General features: G+C 45.1%; 16 protein-coding genes. 9 read left to right on the plus strand and 7 right to left on the minus strand.

What is annotated here, in order from left to right:
* Window positions 1–28: 28 nt before the first annotated feature.
* Window positions 29–907, minus strand: a complete 879-nt coding sequence (gene dapA, locus OCU36_RS09870) for a 4-hydroxy-tetrahydrodipicolinate synthase (RefSeq protein ID WP_261837844.1) — start codon at window positions 905–907, stop codon at window positions 29–31.
* A gap of 372 nt (window positions 908–1279) precedes the next feature.
* Between dapA and OCU36_RS09875 the strand changes: the two genes are divergently transcribed.
* Both OCU36_RS09875 and bcp read left to right on the plus strand, forming a co-directional pair.
* Window positions 1280–1822, plus strand: coding sequence for a glycine cleavage system protein R (locus OCU36_RS09875; protein WP_261837845.1), 543 nt, complete (start codon window positions 1280–1282; stop codon window positions 1820–1822).
* A 12-nt stretch (window positions 1823–1834) separates the two neighbouring features.
* A complete protein-coding gene (gene bcp, locus OCU36_RS09880; protein WP_261837846.1) occupies window positions 1835–2305 on the plus strand; it encodes a thioredoxin-dependent thiol peroxidase in 471 nt (156 codons plus the stop codon).
* 127 nt (window positions 2306–2432) lie between these two features.
* On the opposite strand, the gene OCU36_RS09885 is transcribed toward bcp, so the two are convergent.
* Window positions 2433–3503: an AI-2E family transporter gene (locus tag OCU36_RS09885; RefSeq protein WP_261837847.1), complete on the minus strand. Its 1071-nt coding sequence runs from the start codon at window positions 3501–3503 to the stop codon at window positions 2433–2435.
* Entirely contained in the window at window positions 3496–3735 is a 240-nt protein-coding gene (locus OCU36_RS09890) for a sulfurtransferase TusA family protein (RefSeq protein ID WP_261837848.1), read from the minus strand. The genes OCU36_RS09885 and OCU36_RS09890 overlap by 8 nt, the downstream gene beginning before the upstream one ends.
* 178 nt (window positions 3736–3913) lie before the next feature.
* Here OCU36_RS09890 and bepA point away from each other — a divergent pair, with 178 nt between their 5' ends.
* From bepA to OCU36_RS09910, 4 genes are all read left to right on the plus strand, one after another.
* Window positions 3914–5368, plus strand: coding sequence for a beta-barrel assembly-enhancing protease (gene bepA / locus OCU36_RS09895; RefSeq protein WP_261837849.1), 1455 nt, complete (start codon window positions 3914–3916; stop codon window positions 5366–5368).
* 119 nt (window positions 5369–5487) lie between these two features.
* On the plus strand, window positions 5488–5838 hold the full coding sequence (gene arsC / locus OCU36_RS09900) for an arsenate reductase (glutaredoxin) (protein ID WP_261837850.1): 351 nt from the start codon (window positions 5488–5490) through the stop codon (window positions 5836–5838).
* Window positions 5839–5844: 6 nt separating this feature from the next.
* Window positions 5845–6438, plus strand: a complete 594-nt coding sequence (gene wrbA / locus OCU36_RS09905; protein WP_261837851.1) for an NAD(P)H:quinone oxidoreductase — start codon at window positions 5845–5847, stop codon at window positions 6436–6438.
* A complete protein-coding gene (locus OCU36_RS09910; RefSeq protein WP_261837852.1) occupies window positions 6435–6872 on the plus strand; it encodes a DUF2069 domain-containing protein in 438 nt (145 codons plus the stop codon). The genes wrbA and OCU36_RS09910 overlap by 4 nt, the downstream gene beginning before the upstream one ends.
* 98 nt (window positions 6873–6970) lie before the next feature.
* Here OCU36_RS09910 and OCU36_RS09915 read toward each other — a convergent pair whose 3' ends face one another.
* Window positions 6971–8233, minus strand: coding sequence for a DUF2066 domain-containing protein (locus tag OCU36_RS09915; protein ID WP_261837853.1), 1263 nt, complete (start codon window positions 8231–8233; stop codon window positions 6971–6973).
* 272 nt (window positions 8234–8505) lie between these two features.
* Here OCU36_RS09915 and OCU36_RS09920 point away from each other — a divergent pair, with 272 nt between their 5' ends.
* A complete protein-coding gene (locus OCU36_RS09920; protein ID WP_261837854.1) occupies window positions 8506–9744 on the plus strand; it encodes a uracil-xanthine permease family protein in 1239 nt (412 codons plus the stop codon).
* Between the two features lie 139 nt (window positions 9745–9883).
* On the opposite strand, the gene upp is transcribed toward OCU36_RS09920, so the two are convergent.
* Window positions 9884–10510 carry a uracil phosphoribosyltransferase gene (gene upp, locus OCU36_RS09925; protein ID WP_261837855.1) on the minus strand — a complete coding sequence of 209 codons (627 nt, stop codon included), beginning with the start codon at window positions 10508–10510 and terminating at the stop codon, window positions 9884–9886.
* Between the two features lie 169 nt (window positions 10511–10679).
* On the opposite strand from upp, the gene purM reads away from it, so the two are divergent.
* Together purM and purN are read left to right on the plus strand one after the other, a co-directional pair.
* Window positions 10680–11720, plus strand: coding sequence for a phosphoribosylformylglycinamidine cyclo-ligase (gene purM, locus OCU36_RS09930; RefSeq protein WP_261837856.1), 1041 nt, complete (start codon window positions 10680–10682; stop codon window positions 11718–11720).
* 120 nt (window positions 11721–11840) lie between these two features.
* The gene (purN, locus tag OCU36_RS09935; protein ID WP_261837857.1) at window positions 11841–12527 is read left to right on the plus strand and encodes a phosphoribosylglycinamide formyltransferase; all 687 of its coding nucleotides are present in this window, start codon (window positions 11841–11843) and stop codon (window positions 12525–12527) included.
* Window positions 12528–12668: 141 nt separating this feature from the next.
* On the opposite strand, the gene OCU36_RS09940 is transcribed toward purN, so the two are convergent.
* Together OCU36_RS09940 and lpcA are read right to left on the minus strand one after the other, a co-directional pair.
* Window positions 12669–13514, minus strand: coding sequence for a class II glutamine amidotransferase (locus tag OCU36_RS09940; RefSeq protein ID WP_261837858.1), 846 nt, complete (start codon window positions 13512–13514; stop codon window positions 12669–12671).
* Window positions 13515–13574: 60 nt separating this feature from the next.
* Window positions 13575–14153 carry a D-sedoheptulose 7-phosphate isomerase gene (lpcA, locus tag OCU36_RS09945; protein ID WP_261837859.1) on the minus strand — a complete coding sequence of 193 codons (579 nt, stop codon included), beginning with the start codon at window positions 14151–14153 and terminating at the stop codon, window positions 13575–13577.
* Window positions 14154–14388 lie beyond the last annotated feature (235 nt).

The raw sequence follows: 14388 nt of genomic DNA on the forward strand, positions 1-14388 counted from the left end.
GGTTCGCTTCGGCATTACTTCATACGTTTTAGTAAATGCACGCTTCTGTCATTGCTTGAGCAACAACAGGCTGAGCGGATTCTGACAGTTCAGTCAGCGGTAGACGTAAGCCACCTTCCGCAATCAGTCCCATTTTATGAACCGCCCATTTTACGGGAATAGGATTAGACTCCACGAATAAGTTCTTGTGTAGCGGCTTCAAACGTTCATTGATCGCTTCAGCTTCTTCGAACTTACCTTCTTTTGCGAGTTTGAACATGGTTGCCATATCAGCGGCTGCAACATTATTGGTGACAGAAATCACACCATCGCCACCACGCTTAACAAACTCTAAGCCAGTTAAGTCATCACCACTGAGTAAGATAAAATCTTTGCCACAAAGTTCACGGTGAATTGCAATTCTGTCGAGATCACCCGTCGCATCTTTGAGTGCAACGATATTTTCAATTTGAGCAAGGCGAGCGACCGTTTCAGGTAACAAGTCAACAGAGGTACGGCCCGGCACATTATACAAAATTTGTGGTACATCACTCACTTCAGCAATCGCTTTGTAGTGCTGATACAGTCCTTCCTGAGTCGGCTTGTTGTAGTAAGGCGTCACACTCAGGCAACCGGCAATACCAGAACCATTTAATAAACGGCTGAACAGCACTGACTCGTGAGTTGCATTCGCGCCGGTACCTGCAATAACAGGAATACGACCATCGGCAAATTCAACGACCTTATTGACCACTTTGACATGCTCTTCAATCGTGAGTGTTGAAGACTCACCCGTTGTGCCAACCGCAACCAGACCATCGCTACCTGCAGCAACATGGTGATCAACTAACTTTTTAAGGCTGTCGAAATCCACTTCACCATCTGAGTTAAATGGCGTAACTAGCGCAACAATACTTCCTGAAAACATGTCTATCTCCCTTAATTTATTCTTTTTGCATGTTACTGTAAGCCAATCAATAAACACAAGACATTAAAGCGGCTTACCGGCAACATCAGTATTAAATATTGTCGTATGTTTGAGGTAAAACAACTCAGAACGGTGTTCTACACTAAATTTGGGTAACCTACGCTCAGTTTAACGGATGCAACCTCTCAGGATGTCAATACTAAGTAAGCTGTTGCCTCATCCCACGGTCTCACTTTTAACCCTCTCGCTATTCCTATCATTTGTTGTACGTTAGAGGCTAGTGTCTTATAAAAAGCCCTGCTCAGACGCTTATTCCTCTGGCTAACTGTGCTACCATGCACAGATCAATGGAATATAAAGAGACGCGGTTTTATGACTCAACATCTAGTCATCACAGCTGTGGGCACCGATCGCCCAGGCGTATGCAACCAAGTGGTTCATTTAGTCACTCAATCAGGCTGCAACATTATGGATAGCCGTATCGCTCTATTTGGCGAAGAATTTACACTGATCATGCTACTCTCTGGCAAGGCAAACAACATTACCCGCGTTGAAACCACCTTACCCTTACTTGGCCAAGAACACGACTTGATTACCATTATGAAGCGAACCTCACCTCATGATGTGCCTCAGAACTCTTACACGCTTGAGGTTTTCGTTGAATCGGACGACAAACTGGGGCTTACCGAAAAGTTTACTCAGTTCTTTGCAGACCGAGAGATCGGCCTCGATTCTCTTAGCGCGCAAACGATCAAGAAGTCTAAGATTCAACTTGATAACGACCAATTTCATATCGCTATTACCGCTTCTGTACAATCCGAATGTAATTTGATGCAGCTACAAGAAGAGTTTAATTCGCTGTGTCAGAGCCTGTCAGTCCATGGCTCGCTCAACTTTATCAAAAACAGTCTTTAAAAAGGAAATGTCATGAATACGCTAACGGCCGGTGTTCCAGCTCCTGCTTTTTCTCTTCCAGATCAAGATGGCAATATCGTATCTCTTGGTGACTTCAAAGGTAAAAAAGTACTTTTCTATTTTTACCCAAAAGCGATGACTCCAGGTTGTATCGTGCAAGCGGAAGGTCTGCGTGATATCAAAGCACAGCTTGATGACCTGAACGTAGTCGTACTCGGTGTCAGTGTTGATCCAGTAAAACGCCTACCGAACTTCATTGAGAAGAAGGCTCTGAACTTCACACTGCTATCTGATGAAGACCACTGCGTTGCTGAACAGTTTGGCGTTTGGGGGGAGAAAAAATTCATGGGTAAGGTATACGATGGCCTGCACCGTATCAGCTTCCTGATTGATGAAGAAGGTCAAATTGAACACGTCTTCAATAAGTTCAAGACTAAGACGCACCACGAAGTAGTACTCGATTACTTCAATCAAGAAGCTTAAGGGCTAATTGTGTGAGTTAATGACTTAGGTTCACCACTATCTAAGGCAATAGCAACACTCATTAAGCTAAGAGCAAAAGGCCGAATATCATGGATATCCGGCCTTTTTAATGCTGATTCAATTGCTGTTAATGCTCGGGGTCATCCTCTAACGCGTGACTCGGCAAAGCATTCCAAACCGCCTTCACTAGCGTTGCCAACGGGATAGCAAAGAACACCCCCCAGAATCCCCACAACCCACCAAACACCAATACCGCAACAATAATGGCTACTGGGTGCAAATTCACCGCTTCAGAGAACAGAACTGGGACTAACACGTTGCCATCTAGGGCTTGAATGATACCGTATGATACCAAAAGCCAATAGAAATGAGGTTCAAGCCCCCATTGGAACAGACCGACAATGGCGACAGGTACCGTCACCGCAGCCGCACCGATATACGGGATCAGAACCGAGAAACCAACCGCGACAGCCAGCAGTACTGAGTAACGTAAATCCAAAATGGCGAACGTTACGTAACTGACACCACCGACGATGATAATTTCTAACACTTTACCACGAATGTAGTTCGTGATTTGTTGGTTCATCTCAAGCCAAACCTTGGTCGCTAAACGGCGGTTCTTCGGTAGCACACCGCTCGCCATACTGATCATCTCTTCTTTGTCTTTTAATAAGAAGAAGATCAAAAGCGGTACAAGAATCAGGTAAACGGCCAGTGTCGCCAAACTCACAAGAGAGGCAAAAGAGCCCTTCACGACACTTTCACCAAAACCGAGAGCTTTGTTTTTTGCATTAGACACTATCGACTCAACAATCTGTAAGTTTGCTAGCTCAGGGAAACGTTCAGGGATTGTCGCAATAAACTTCTGTAAACCACCATACATGCTTGGAATATCATTGATAAGGTTGCCGACTTGATCCCAAATGGTTGGCACTAAACCAAACAGCGCAAGCAACATCAAGCTAAAGAACATCATGATCACCAACATCACCGATGGCGTTCTTGGAACACCGAGTCTTTGAAGTTGAGTGACAGGCCATTCAAGCAAGTAAGCCAGTACAATAGCCACTAATAATGGCGCAATGAGATGGCCAAAGAAGTAAATAGTAATAAAGCCGAAGAGAATGATGGCAACCAAACTGACTGCATGTGGATCAGAAAAACGTCGTTTATACCAACGATTGACCATTTCAAACATCTGACTGCAATTCCTTTTTAGTAACGATAAGGTGGTGGTAACTGGAACAAGCTTCCGTGATGACGACGTAAGCTTGCTTAGACAAAAAATGTACAATATCTTTCATAGAACTGTTATCAGAGACATAAATTGACAATGATTGTCCGATTTCTAACTTTACACTGTGACGCTTGGCTAATAATAACGCCATTGGGCAGCGCTCTTGGCGTAAATCGAGAATATTTGGTGTCATTCTGTAGCTCGATGCTTATTATAAGAGTCGTATTGTAATCTGTTTTTGAAAACGCGCCATCATTCATTACTCTTCCTTAATGATAGTGCACGCACTTAACAAAGGTTAAATCAGAGAAAGAACCAATTGGCATTGCACTTGTCTTACTGTCAGATGACATGGAGTATTACTGACTAATATGTTTAAACGCGCTCGATCAATTGCTTGCATATGTATTGCTACTACATTAAGCCCCCCAATCTTGGCCACCACCAATGGTTTGGAACTACCGGATATCGGGACAGCGGCTGCAGGCACACTCTCTATTGACCAAGAACTTATCTATGGTGATGCCTATATGCGCATCATCAGAAACAGTCAGCCGATCGTCAACGACCCGGTTTTAAACCAATACATCGACACACTCGGTCATCGCCTTGTTGCGAACGCAAATGATGTAAAAACCCCCTTTCAATTCTTTATGATCCGTGATCGCAACATTAACGCTTTCGCGTTCTTTGGTGGTTATGTTGCTTTGCACTCAGGATTGTTTCTGCATGCACAATCGGAAAGTGAACTGGCTTCAGTATTAGCCCACGAAATCGCACACGTAACCCAGCGTCACCTAGCTCGAAGTATGGAAGATCAAGCGAGGCGCTCTCCAGCAACCATCGCTGCACTTGCGGCTTCAATATTATTGGCGATAGCCGCACCTGAAGCGGGTATTGCTGCATTAACAGCAACAACCGCGGGTACCATGCAGAGCCAGATCAACTACACCCGCAGTAATGAAAAAGAAGCCGACCGCTTTGGTATCAGCACACTCGCACGAGCAGGGTTTGATGTGAATGCAATGCCGCGCTTCTTTGGTCGTTTAGCCGATGAATATCGCTATGCCAGCACGCCACCACCGATGCTATTGACTCACCCATTACCAGAAGACCGAATTACCGATTCTCGCGCTCGAGCTCGTAGCTACCCACCACTGAAGCTGGCTCCGTCATTGGATTATCACTTAGCGAGAGCGCGTGTTGTCGCTCGCTACGCCGGTATCAATAACGACGCGGCTCTTGATTGGTTCAAGCGCAAACTGAAAAAAGCACCAAAAGCCCTGGTGCCATCATTAGAGTACGGCCAAGCATTGGTTTATCTCGATTCTAAAAAATTAGATAAAGCCGAGCCTATTCTTACTAAGCTCATCAATAGCGATCCAACCAACGTGTTTTATTTAGATGCGATTTCCGATCTGCACATTGCACAGAAAAAACCAGAAACAGCGATTAAAGAACTGAAATCGGCACTGGTTCGTCAACCAAACAACCCAGTTTTGACGATTAACTACGCCAATGCATTGATTGAAAATGAAGATCTGCAAGAAGCCGTTCGCGTATTGCAACGTTACACGCACGATAACCCGAACGATACCAATGGCTGGCACCTGCTTTCAAAAGTAAATACGAGCCTTGGTCATAGCGACGAAGACTTGGCTGCTCGCGCAGAAATTTTGGCACTGCAAGCCCAGTGGAACAAAGCGATTCAATATTACACGCAAGCCAGCCAAATCGCTGAGCTCGGCAGCCTAAAACAAGCGCGCTACGACGCTCGAATTGATCAGTTAATGATTCAACGCGAACGCTTCTTATCACTCCAGTGAGTGTATTGGTTGCGACTCGTTATCAGAACAAAAAGAAAGCTCAACATTCAACAAACCCAGAAGTCACTTAGATGACTTTAGCGAAACAATTAAATAAAAAATAATAATGAGGAAGAACCATGTCTGTCGTGATTTATCATAACCCACGCTGCTCAAAAAGCCGTCAAACTCTCGAACTGCTTGAAACAAAGGGCGTCCAGCCAGAGGTTATCAAATACCTTGATACGCCTTTAACTGTCGAGCAACTGAAGGTACTTTTCACTCAACTGGGGTTTGAAAGTGTTCGCGAGATGATGCGTACCAAAGAAGCGGATTACAAACAAGCAAACCTCGATGATCCATCGATGTCTGATAACGACCTTTTCACTGCAATGGCAACCAACCCAAAATTGTTTGAGCGCCCAGTCGTTGTCGCGAACAACAAAGCAAAGATTGGTCGTCCACCAGAGCAAGTTCTAGAGATTCTGTAGCCCAAGATGAGCATTAACATTCTTGTCCTTTACTACAGCCGCCACGGCAACACACAAGCTCTAGCGAGGCAGATTGCACGAGGGGTAGAGTCTATCCCGAACTGTGAAGCCATGCTAAGAACGGTGAACGACGTGTACACAGTAGAGGAGCAGCCTGATTCGCGCTATCAACCCACCGATCCTATTGCCTCGTTACAAGAGCTTCGATCTTGTGATGGTTTGGCGCTAGGCAGTCCGGTTTGGTTTGGCAACATGGCCGGGCCAATGAAGCACTTTTGGGATAGCACGACATCACTGTGGATCAATGGCGATCTCATCGATAAACCAGCGTGTGTCTTTACCTCTTCTTCATCACTGCATGGTGGTCAAGAGACGACACAGCAAAGCATGATGTTGCCCCTGCTTCATCACGGCATGTTAGTCGTGGGCATCCCCTACTCAGAACCTGCACTGCACACCACGCAAACCGGTGGTACGCCTTATGGTGCAAGCAGTACTGGAGAAAGCGCTTCGCTTAGCAAAGAAGAGATTGAGTTGGCGCAAAATCTAGGTAAACGCCTAGCGCGCATCGCAATAAATCAGAAGGGAATTTCTCAATGATGTATATGCCAGAAACGGCGATGTCTCCCAAAACCAAACTCTTTCGCTACCTTGCTTTAGCGGGCAACTTGTCGCTTCTATTCTGGGTGGTGGCTTGGCAGATGACGCTTTCACCGCACCCTCATCTCAGTAATGTCACGCTGGCGATTGCTTGGGCTATCCCGCTGTTACTGCCATTACCGGGCATTTTAGCAGGTAAACCTTATACGCACGCTTGGGCGAATTTCGTCTTGATGCTCTACTTCCTACACGCATTCACTCTCTTATATGTCGACGGTGGAGAGCGCCTATTAGCGGCAGTAGAACTGCTTTTAACCACTCTAGGCTTCGTGGGCAACATTTTATTTACTCGCTTTAGAGCCAAAGAGTTAGGGATTAAACTGAAGCGCCTTTCTGAAGTAGAAAAGAAAGAAAAAGCTAAGTTCGAGCAATAATAATTGATTGGATGTTATTGTTCTGAGATGGTAACAAAAAGCCCTGCAAGATTGCTCTAGCAGGGCTTTTTCATGATGTCATATCAAACAGAGCAGTACTAGCGAACCCATTCGTATACGAGACTTGGCTTAGCATCCATTGGCGCTGTGGTGGTTAAATCTTCCGAGCTAGATTCCGCTAACGTTGTGTCAGGCGTGTTTGTGAGAACAGTATCCGTTGATACCTCATTGCTCTTAATCACTTGCACGCTTGAATCACTTACACCCTCTTCCGCTTTCACTGCAACAGCCGACTCGGGAGCATCACCGACAGACATAGTGTTGTCTTGCGATTCAAATTCAGGACTCACTTCAGGTTCAATGTAAGGCTCTTCAACCTTGGCAAGCTGACGAATTCTTGCAACTTCCTGCTCAAACTCTTGTTGAGTCGACAATAAGTGGATTCGGAAAGTCACTTCGTTGTTTTGAATCTTCAGAATATCGAGGCTTGCCACCGAGTTTAGACGCTTAAGTGCGTTCTCCAATTGGAAGAAATCCTGAGCATTATTCAGGCTAATAAACTGGGTTAAAATCGATTCTGATGACTCACTCGCTACCGTCACAGCACTTTTAGCTGAGTAGTAGTTACTGATTTGGTCGACTAACTTCTTAGACATCGTTGCGCTGTTACCCGACAAAGAACCACTCACTGGCGATGTTGGAGCGCTCGTCAATTGACTCGGCTTTTGATCATATAGAGCCCAACGTAAACCTGAAGGTTGAGCCTTTATCACCAACACGGCATCAACAGGGTAACGCAGACTCGCTTTACTGATCGGTGTGATAAAGCTGCCCCATAAATCAGAAGTCGCAATACCCGTAATATCGTCAAAATCGCCAATAGGAAGCGTCAGTGGTAAACCTCGCTCCTTTGCGTACGCTTGTAAACCTGAGGCCAGTTGTGATTTAGAGTGTTCCCAAACAATATTCTTGTCGTAATGGCCTTCTTCTACGAGCCAAACAAGAATGTTCGAGCGAGTATCAGGCCAATACGGTAACTGAGCTTGAGTCAATAAAGATCGGATTTGAGCACCATTAAAACGCATACGCAGCGTTTCTTGAGCATGGCTTTCACCAAAACTCATTTGAGACAGGTACTGCGCACTGTTACGCATCGCCTTTTTAATCGTCTCATTCGAAGCGACATCGGTTTGGCCAGTCGCACGTATTAATACCTGCTCCATACCCGTCATTCTTGCCACTTGTTCTGGCTGTTTGTCTTCAGCGTTAATCACTACCTCAGCACCAAAAATATCGACTTTAGTCAATGCATAACTCGGAGAGGCTGATAGTGCCATTAACAACAATGCTATAAAGCGCATACTGATCCTAATATTCAAATCGTGTGCCTTGATGATAAGCAACTATGGATTGAGGGGCAAGGTTGTTAGAACTCACAGAGCTTAATAACCATAAATTACCCACTAACGATCATAAATCGTCCGCTTATTTAACGTGGACTTTTCTAATCATGATGGCGGTAAACATCATTAAGACAAATAAATTTGATCTACTTGGTGTGGCAATCGATTGCCAAATGATAGAATCTCGCGAATTTTACTTTTCATATCACGATCATTGTTAAGGACATAACATGAAAAATGCTTTGCAAGGTGCACAAATGCTGTTTGTTGCTTTTGGTGCGCTTGTATTAGTGCCACTGCTAACCGGGCTCGATCCCAACGTAGCACTCTTTGGCGCAGGTATCGGTACTCTTTTATTCCAACTTATTACACGCCGCTCTGTGCCAATCTTCTTAGCCTCTTCTTTTGCATTTATCGCCCCTATTATGTTTGGTATTCAAACTTGGGGTGTAGGTGCAACCATGGGCGGTTTAATGGCATCCGGTGTTGTGTATGTTTTGATGGGGGCATTGATCAAAGTTCGCGGTGTTGCTTTCATCCATAAATTACTTCCACCCGTGGTGGTTGGCCCTGTGATCATGGTGATCGGTTTAGGCCTTGCCCCTGTTGCAGTTAACATGGCATTGGGAAAAACAGGGGACGGTGCCGTTCAACTTATCGATGCTGACGCTGCACTGTGGATCTCTTCTATTTCACTGATAGTGACCATTATCATCAGTGTGTTCTCAAAAGGCTTCCTTAAACTGCTGCCTATCTTCGGTGGGATCGTCGCCGGTTACCTGACAAGCTTATTCTATGGCGTGGTCGACTTCACGCCAGTGGCTCAAGCGTCTTGGTTAGCTCTGCCCAACTTCACCGCACCAGAATTCAACATCAACGCGATTTTCTTCATGGTGTTTGTTGCAATCGCTCCAGCCGTTGAGCACGTTGGCGACATGCTTGCTATCTCTAACGTAACCGGTAAAGACTACCTTAAAAAACCGGGCCTACACCGCACAATTACTGGCGATGGTGTAGCAACCATTGCGGCTTCGATGCTGGGCGCTCCACCAAACACAACCTACAGTGAAGTAACCGGCGCGGTAATGCTGACTAAAGCATTCAATCCGGTGATCATGACGTGGGCAGCAGTGACGGCAATCGTTCTTGCGTTAGTCGGTAAGCTCGGAGCCCTGCTTCAAACAATTCCAGTTTCAGTGATGGGCGGCATCATGATTCTTCTGTTTGGTTCTATCGCAACGGTAGGCCTGAACACCCTAATTCAGAACAACGTTAACCTACACAAATCACGCAACCTGGTGATTGTGGGCATTACGTTAGTCTTCGGTATTGGCGGCATGGCATTTGGCATCGGCGACTTTAGCCTTCAAGGCGTAAGCTTATGTGGTATCGTGGCAATTCTACTTAACCTAGTCCTTCCAGAAGAATTAGGCGACAACACAGTAGTAGACAAAGCTCAAATCGATTAATGAGTCGGTAAGGCTAGATTCAAAAGAATCATAATCAAACAAGATCAAAAAAGGGAGAGCATCGAATGCTCTCCCTTTTATTGATAGCAGGTCCAGTTAAGTTTAAATCACTCTTTAAATTAACTTAAACCGAACCGAATTACTTAGTACCAAAGATCTTATCACCCGCATCGCCAAGACCAGGAACAATGTAGCCCTTGTCGTTTAGCTTCTCATCGATTGCAGCAGTGTACAACTCAACATCTGGGTGCGCTTTTTCTAGAGCAGCGATACCTTCAGGAGCAGCAACAAGCACAAGAATCTTAAAGTGCTTACAACCTTTCTCTTTCAACAGGTCGATCGTCGCGATCATAGAACCGCCTGTTGCAAGCATTGGGTCTACCACTAGAGCAATACGCTCATCGATGTTAGATGCAAGCTTATTGAAGTACGGTACCGGCTCCAGCGTTTCTTCGTCTCGGTAGATACCAACAACGCTGATACGTGCACTTGGGATGTGCTCAAGAACGCCATCCATCATGCCTAGACCAGCACGTAGGATTGGCACTACCGTTACTTTTTTACCTTTAATTTGGTCAACTTCTACAGGACCGTTCCAACCGTTAATCGTTACACGCTCAGTTTCAAAGTCTGATGTCGCTTCGTATGTTAGAAGGCTACCCACTTCTGTCGCTAGCTCACGAAAACGCTTAGTGCTAATGTCACCTTCACGCATCAGGCCAATTTTATGTTTTACTAGCGGGTGTTTCACTTCAACAACTTTCATTTCCAACTCCGGCAATATTTAAACAAACCTGTAGATTATACACGAACTGTGGGGGTATTTCAGAATCTTTATTCTAATAAAAAAAACCGCGCAAACGTTTGCTCTTGGTAATCAAGCCCTGTTAGAATAGCGCCGTTTTCACATCCAACTTAAGTTCGAGGACTATCCCGTGAGTGGTAATACTTCTTCTCTAAGCTACAAAGACGCTGGTGTTGATATCGACGCAGGTAATGCACTAGTTGACCGTATCAAAGGTGCTGTTAAACGCACTCGTCGCCCTGAAGTAATGGGCGGTATTGGTGGCTTTGGCGCCCTATGTGAACTTCCAACGAAATACAAAGAGCCGGTACTTGTTTCAGGTACTGATGGTGTTGGTACTAAACTTCGCCTTGCTTTGGATCTGAAAAAACACGACACCATTGGTATCGACCTAGTGGCAATGTGTGTGAACGACTTAATCGTTCAAGGTGGTGAGCCGCTATTCTTCCTAGACTACTACGCAACAGGTAAGCTAGATGTCGATACAGCAGCAGACGTTGTTTCTGGTATTGCTGAAGGCTGTGTTCAAGCTGGCTGTGCACTCATCGGTGGTGAAACGGCTGAAATGCCAGGCATGTACGAAGGCGACGACTACGATGTAGCTGGCTTCTGTGTGGGTGTTGTCGAAAAAGCGGACATCATTGACGGCACTAAAGTAGCAGCAGGCGACGCCCTTATCGCTGTTGGCTCAAGCGGTCCACACTCAAACGGTTACTCTTTAATTCGTAAAGTCCTAGAAGTTTCTGGTGCTGATAAGAGTGAAGAACTAGAAGGTCGCACTATCGGTGAGCACCTACTAGAACCCACTAAGATTTACATCAAATCGGCACTTAAAATGATTGCAGAGCATGACATTCATGCTATCTCGCACATCACCGGTGGTGGTTTCTGGGAAAATATCCCACGCGTACTTCCTGAAGGCACTAAAGCCGTCATTGATGGCAAGAGCTGGGAATGGCCTGCTATCTTTAAGTGGCTACAAGAGAAAGGTAACGTGGAGACATTTGAAATGTACCGCACTTTCAACTGTGGTGTAGGCCTAGTAGTTGCGCTACCGAAAGATCAAGCTGACGCAGCGGTTGAACTGCTGAAAGCTGAAGGCGAAAACGCTTGGGTTATCGGTGAAATTGCTAACGCTGAAGCTGGCGAAGAGCAAGTTGAAATCAAATAAGTGACGCGTTCGCTTACTGAGTTAATCAATGAGGACCTAATGGTCCTCATTTTGCTATTTAGCCCGCAGAAAACCTTAGTTTATGTAGGTACATTGTAAATTCCCCTGTAAACCAATTGCATGACCCACCCTATGAAGAACAGCCACTCTATGAATAACAGTCAACCTAAGAAAAACATCGTCGTTTTAGTCTCAGGAAACGGAAGTAACTTACAGGCTATTTTGAATGCCTGCGATAGCAATATGATTCGTGCGTCAGTCAAAGCTGTCTTCTCAAATAAAGCTGAGGCTTTTGGATTAGAGCGAGCAAAAACCGCCGCTGTTGACGCACATTCAGTCAATCCAAAAGACTTTGGTTCACGTGAAGAGTTCGATCATGAGTTGATGACTAAAATTGATGCTTATCAACCTGATTTAATCGTACTCGCGGGCTACATGCGCATTCTAAGTTCGGAATTTGTTCGCCATTACGCGGGTAAAATGATCAATATCCACCCTTCCCTGCTACCCAAATATCCAGGTTTAGATACCCACCAGCGCGCTATTGATGCACAAGATAAAGAGCACGGAACTAGCGTCCATTTTGTCACCGAAGAACTCGATGGTGGCCCTGTGATCTTACAAGCTAAGGTTCCGGTATTTGAAGGTGATGATGCTGATATGCTAGCAAGCCGAGTGCTTACCCAAGAGCACTGCATTTACCCTATGGTCTGCAAGTGGTTCGTAGAGGAGCGTTTATCCATGGTTAATGGGCAAGCTATCTTAGACGGTAAAGCATTAGGCAAGCACGGTTACGCAGAAGAATAATTCGTCTAGCTGTACTCACAAAGTCAATCACTGAAGAGCAAGCCCTCTAAAATCAGCAAACAAAAAGGCCGCTTACTGACTTATTGGTTCACTAAGCGGCCTCTCTTTTGTTCGGTTCAACAGTGATACTATTCGGAACGTTTAGCTCAATGGCTCAGTTGGTGCTTGGCTTGCAACCTTTTTAGGTGCATAAGCAACATCTTCCAATCCTTGGTGGTTACTGCCAATTAACTCACCAAAATGAAACAGTGCGTATTCACCCGGTTTCATTCTAAACCACGCTTCATTCGCTGTTAGAGGTTGAGTCGCCACCACGGTAACCACATCATTTGGCGTAGTCTCTTCTTGGAAATTAATCTCAACATCTTCATCAATCAGGCTCGCATTACCAAAAGGTGCACGTCTTGTTATCCAGTACAAATGGTTCGTACAGTACGTCATCACATACTCACCATCGCTCAATAGCATGTTGAAAACCCCTTTCTCTCGCAGTTTGTCACAACACTCAGCCACAAAGCGAAACATGCCTTCCTTATCTTGAGGAGGCTCTGGAAAACGCTCTTCTAACTGTTTCAACAACCAACAGAAAGAGAGCTCACTGTCTGTCTCACCAACCGGCCTAAAGCGGCCACTAATCAGCTCATCGTAATCCGTTAGTTGACCATTGTGCGCAAAGGTCCAATACCGCCCCCACAACTCACGGGTAAAAGGATGTGTATTTTCTAGATTAACACCACCACGGTTAGCTTGACGGATATGACTGACAACAGCTTGGCTTTTAATTGGGTAGTTTTGAACCAACTCAGCGATCTTAGATTCACAACTCGGGTTAGGATCTTTAAACGTACGAAAACCCTTTCCCTCATAGAAGGTAATCCCCCAACCATCGCGATGCGGGCCAGTATTGCCTCCACGCTGCATCAAGCCAGTAAAGCTAAAACAAATATCAGTTGGCACATTCGCGCTCATACCGAGCAATTCACACATGGTTTCATCTACTCCCTATCAAAACCAATGGAGCCAAAACTGAGCTCCAATATCTGTAAACTATAATTCCATCTCTTTTTCGACAAGCTGAATCACAATGTGAATGATCTTAATGTGAATCTCTTGAATACGGTCAGCGTAACCAAAATGCGGAACTCGGATTTCGATGTCAGCACAACCGGCCATTTTACCGCCATCTTTACCGGTTAGCGCAATGGTTTTCATGCCTTTAGCTTGAGCGGCTTCAATCGCTTTTAGAATATTGGCAGAGTTACCTGAAGTCGACAAACCGAACAACACGTCACCCTTACGACCTACCGCTTCAACATAACGAGAAAATACGTGATCGTAGCCAAAATCATTACTCACACAAGACAAATGACTAGGGTCAGAAATCGCAATGCCAGCATAACCAGGGCGATTCTCACGGTATCGACCCGTCAGCTCTTCTGCAAAATGCATCGCATCACAATGCGAACCACCATTACCACAAGAAAGCACTTTGCCTTCTTGCTTAAATGAGTCAGCAATCAGTTTTGCCGCCGCTTCAATTTGAGCGATGTTCTGGTCATCACTCAAGAATTTGTTAAGAACGTCAGCAGCTTCGTTCAATTCACTTTTGATTAGGTCTTGGTACATAAGGCTTATCTCTTATATTTTTTTACGCCACTTATAGTACGTAAATGAGAGCTGAGGGTTTCCCCCTCTATTACCTGAGTTTACCCACAAACATGAAATAGTGTCGATACTTAAGCCCAAAGATTGCCACCTTAATTAACCTCTCACTACCGAACCGTCCAAATATTCGCCACCAACCTCTCACAATTAGAACTTTAACTCTATTGAGATCACTTTTTATCCACCTTGGTGTTTT

Origin of the sequence: Vibrio artabrorum (assembly GCF_024347295.1) — a bacterium.
In the GTDB taxonomy this organism is placed as follows: Bacteria; Pseudomonadota; Gammaproteobacteria; order Enterobacterales; family Vibrionaceae; genus Vibrio; species Vibrio artabrorum.

Excerpts from the sequence above, each read along its gene's own strand:
- dapA (WP_261837844.1), bottom strand. The coding sequence starts at position 907 with ATGTTTTCAGGAAGTATTGTTGCGCTAGTTACGCCATTTAACTCAGAT.
- OCU36_RS09875 (WP_261837845.1), top strand. The coding sequence starts at position 1,280 with ATGACTCAACATCTAGTCATCACAGCTGTGGGCACCGATCGCCCAGGC.
- bcp (WP_261837846.1), top strand. The coding sequence starts at position 1,835 with ATGAATACGCTAACGGCCGGTGTTCCAGCTCCTGCTTTTTCTCTTCCA.
- OCU36_RS09885 (WP_261837847.1), bottom strand. The coding sequence starts at position 3,503 with ATGTTTGAAATGGTCAATCGTTGGTATAAACGACGTTTTTCTGATCCA.
- OCU36_RS09890 (WP_261837848.1), bottom strand. The coding sequence starts at position 3,735 with ATGACACCAAATATTCTCGATTTACGCCAAGAGCGCTGCCCAATGGCG.
- bepA (WP_261837849.1), top strand. The coding sequence starts at position 3,914 with ATGTTTAAACGCGCTCGATCAATTGCTTGCATATGTATTGCTACTACA.
- arsC (WP_261837850.1), top strand. The coding sequence starts at position 5,488 with ATGTCTGTCGTGATTTATCATAACCCACGCTGCTCAAAAAGCCGTCAA.
- wrbA (WP_261837851.1), top strand. The coding sequence starts at position 5,845 with ATGAGCATTAACATTCTTGTCCTTTACTACAGCCGCCACGGCAACACA.
- OCU36_RS09910 (WP_261837852.1), top strand. The coding sequence starts at position 6,435 with ATGATGTATATGCCAGAAACGGCGATGTCTCCCAAAACCAAACTCTTT.
- OCU36_RS09915 (WP_261837853.1), bottom strand. The coding sequence starts at position 8,233 with ATGCGCTTTATAGCATTGTTGTTAATGGCACTATCAGCCTCTCCGAGT.
- OCU36_RS09920 (WP_261837854.1), top strand. The coding sequence starts at position 8,506 with ATGAAAAATGCTTTGCAAGGTGCACAAATGCTGTTTGTTGCTTTTGGT.
- upp (WP_261837855.1), bottom strand. The coding sequence starts at position 10,510 with ATGAAAGTTGTTGAAGTGAAACACCCGCTAGTAAAACATAAAATTGGC.
- purN (WP_261837857.1), top strand. The coding sequence starts at position 11,841 with ATGACCCACCCTATGAAGAACAGCCACTCTATGAATAACAGTCAACCT.
- OCU36_RS09940 (WP_261837858.1), bottom strand. The coding sequence starts at position 13,514 with ATGTGTGAATTGCTCGGTATGAGCGCGAATGTGCCAACTGATATTTGT.
- lpcA (WP_261837859.1), bottom strand. The coding sequence starts at position 14,153 with ATGTACCAAGACCTAATCAAAAGTGAATTGAACGAAGCTGCTGACGTT.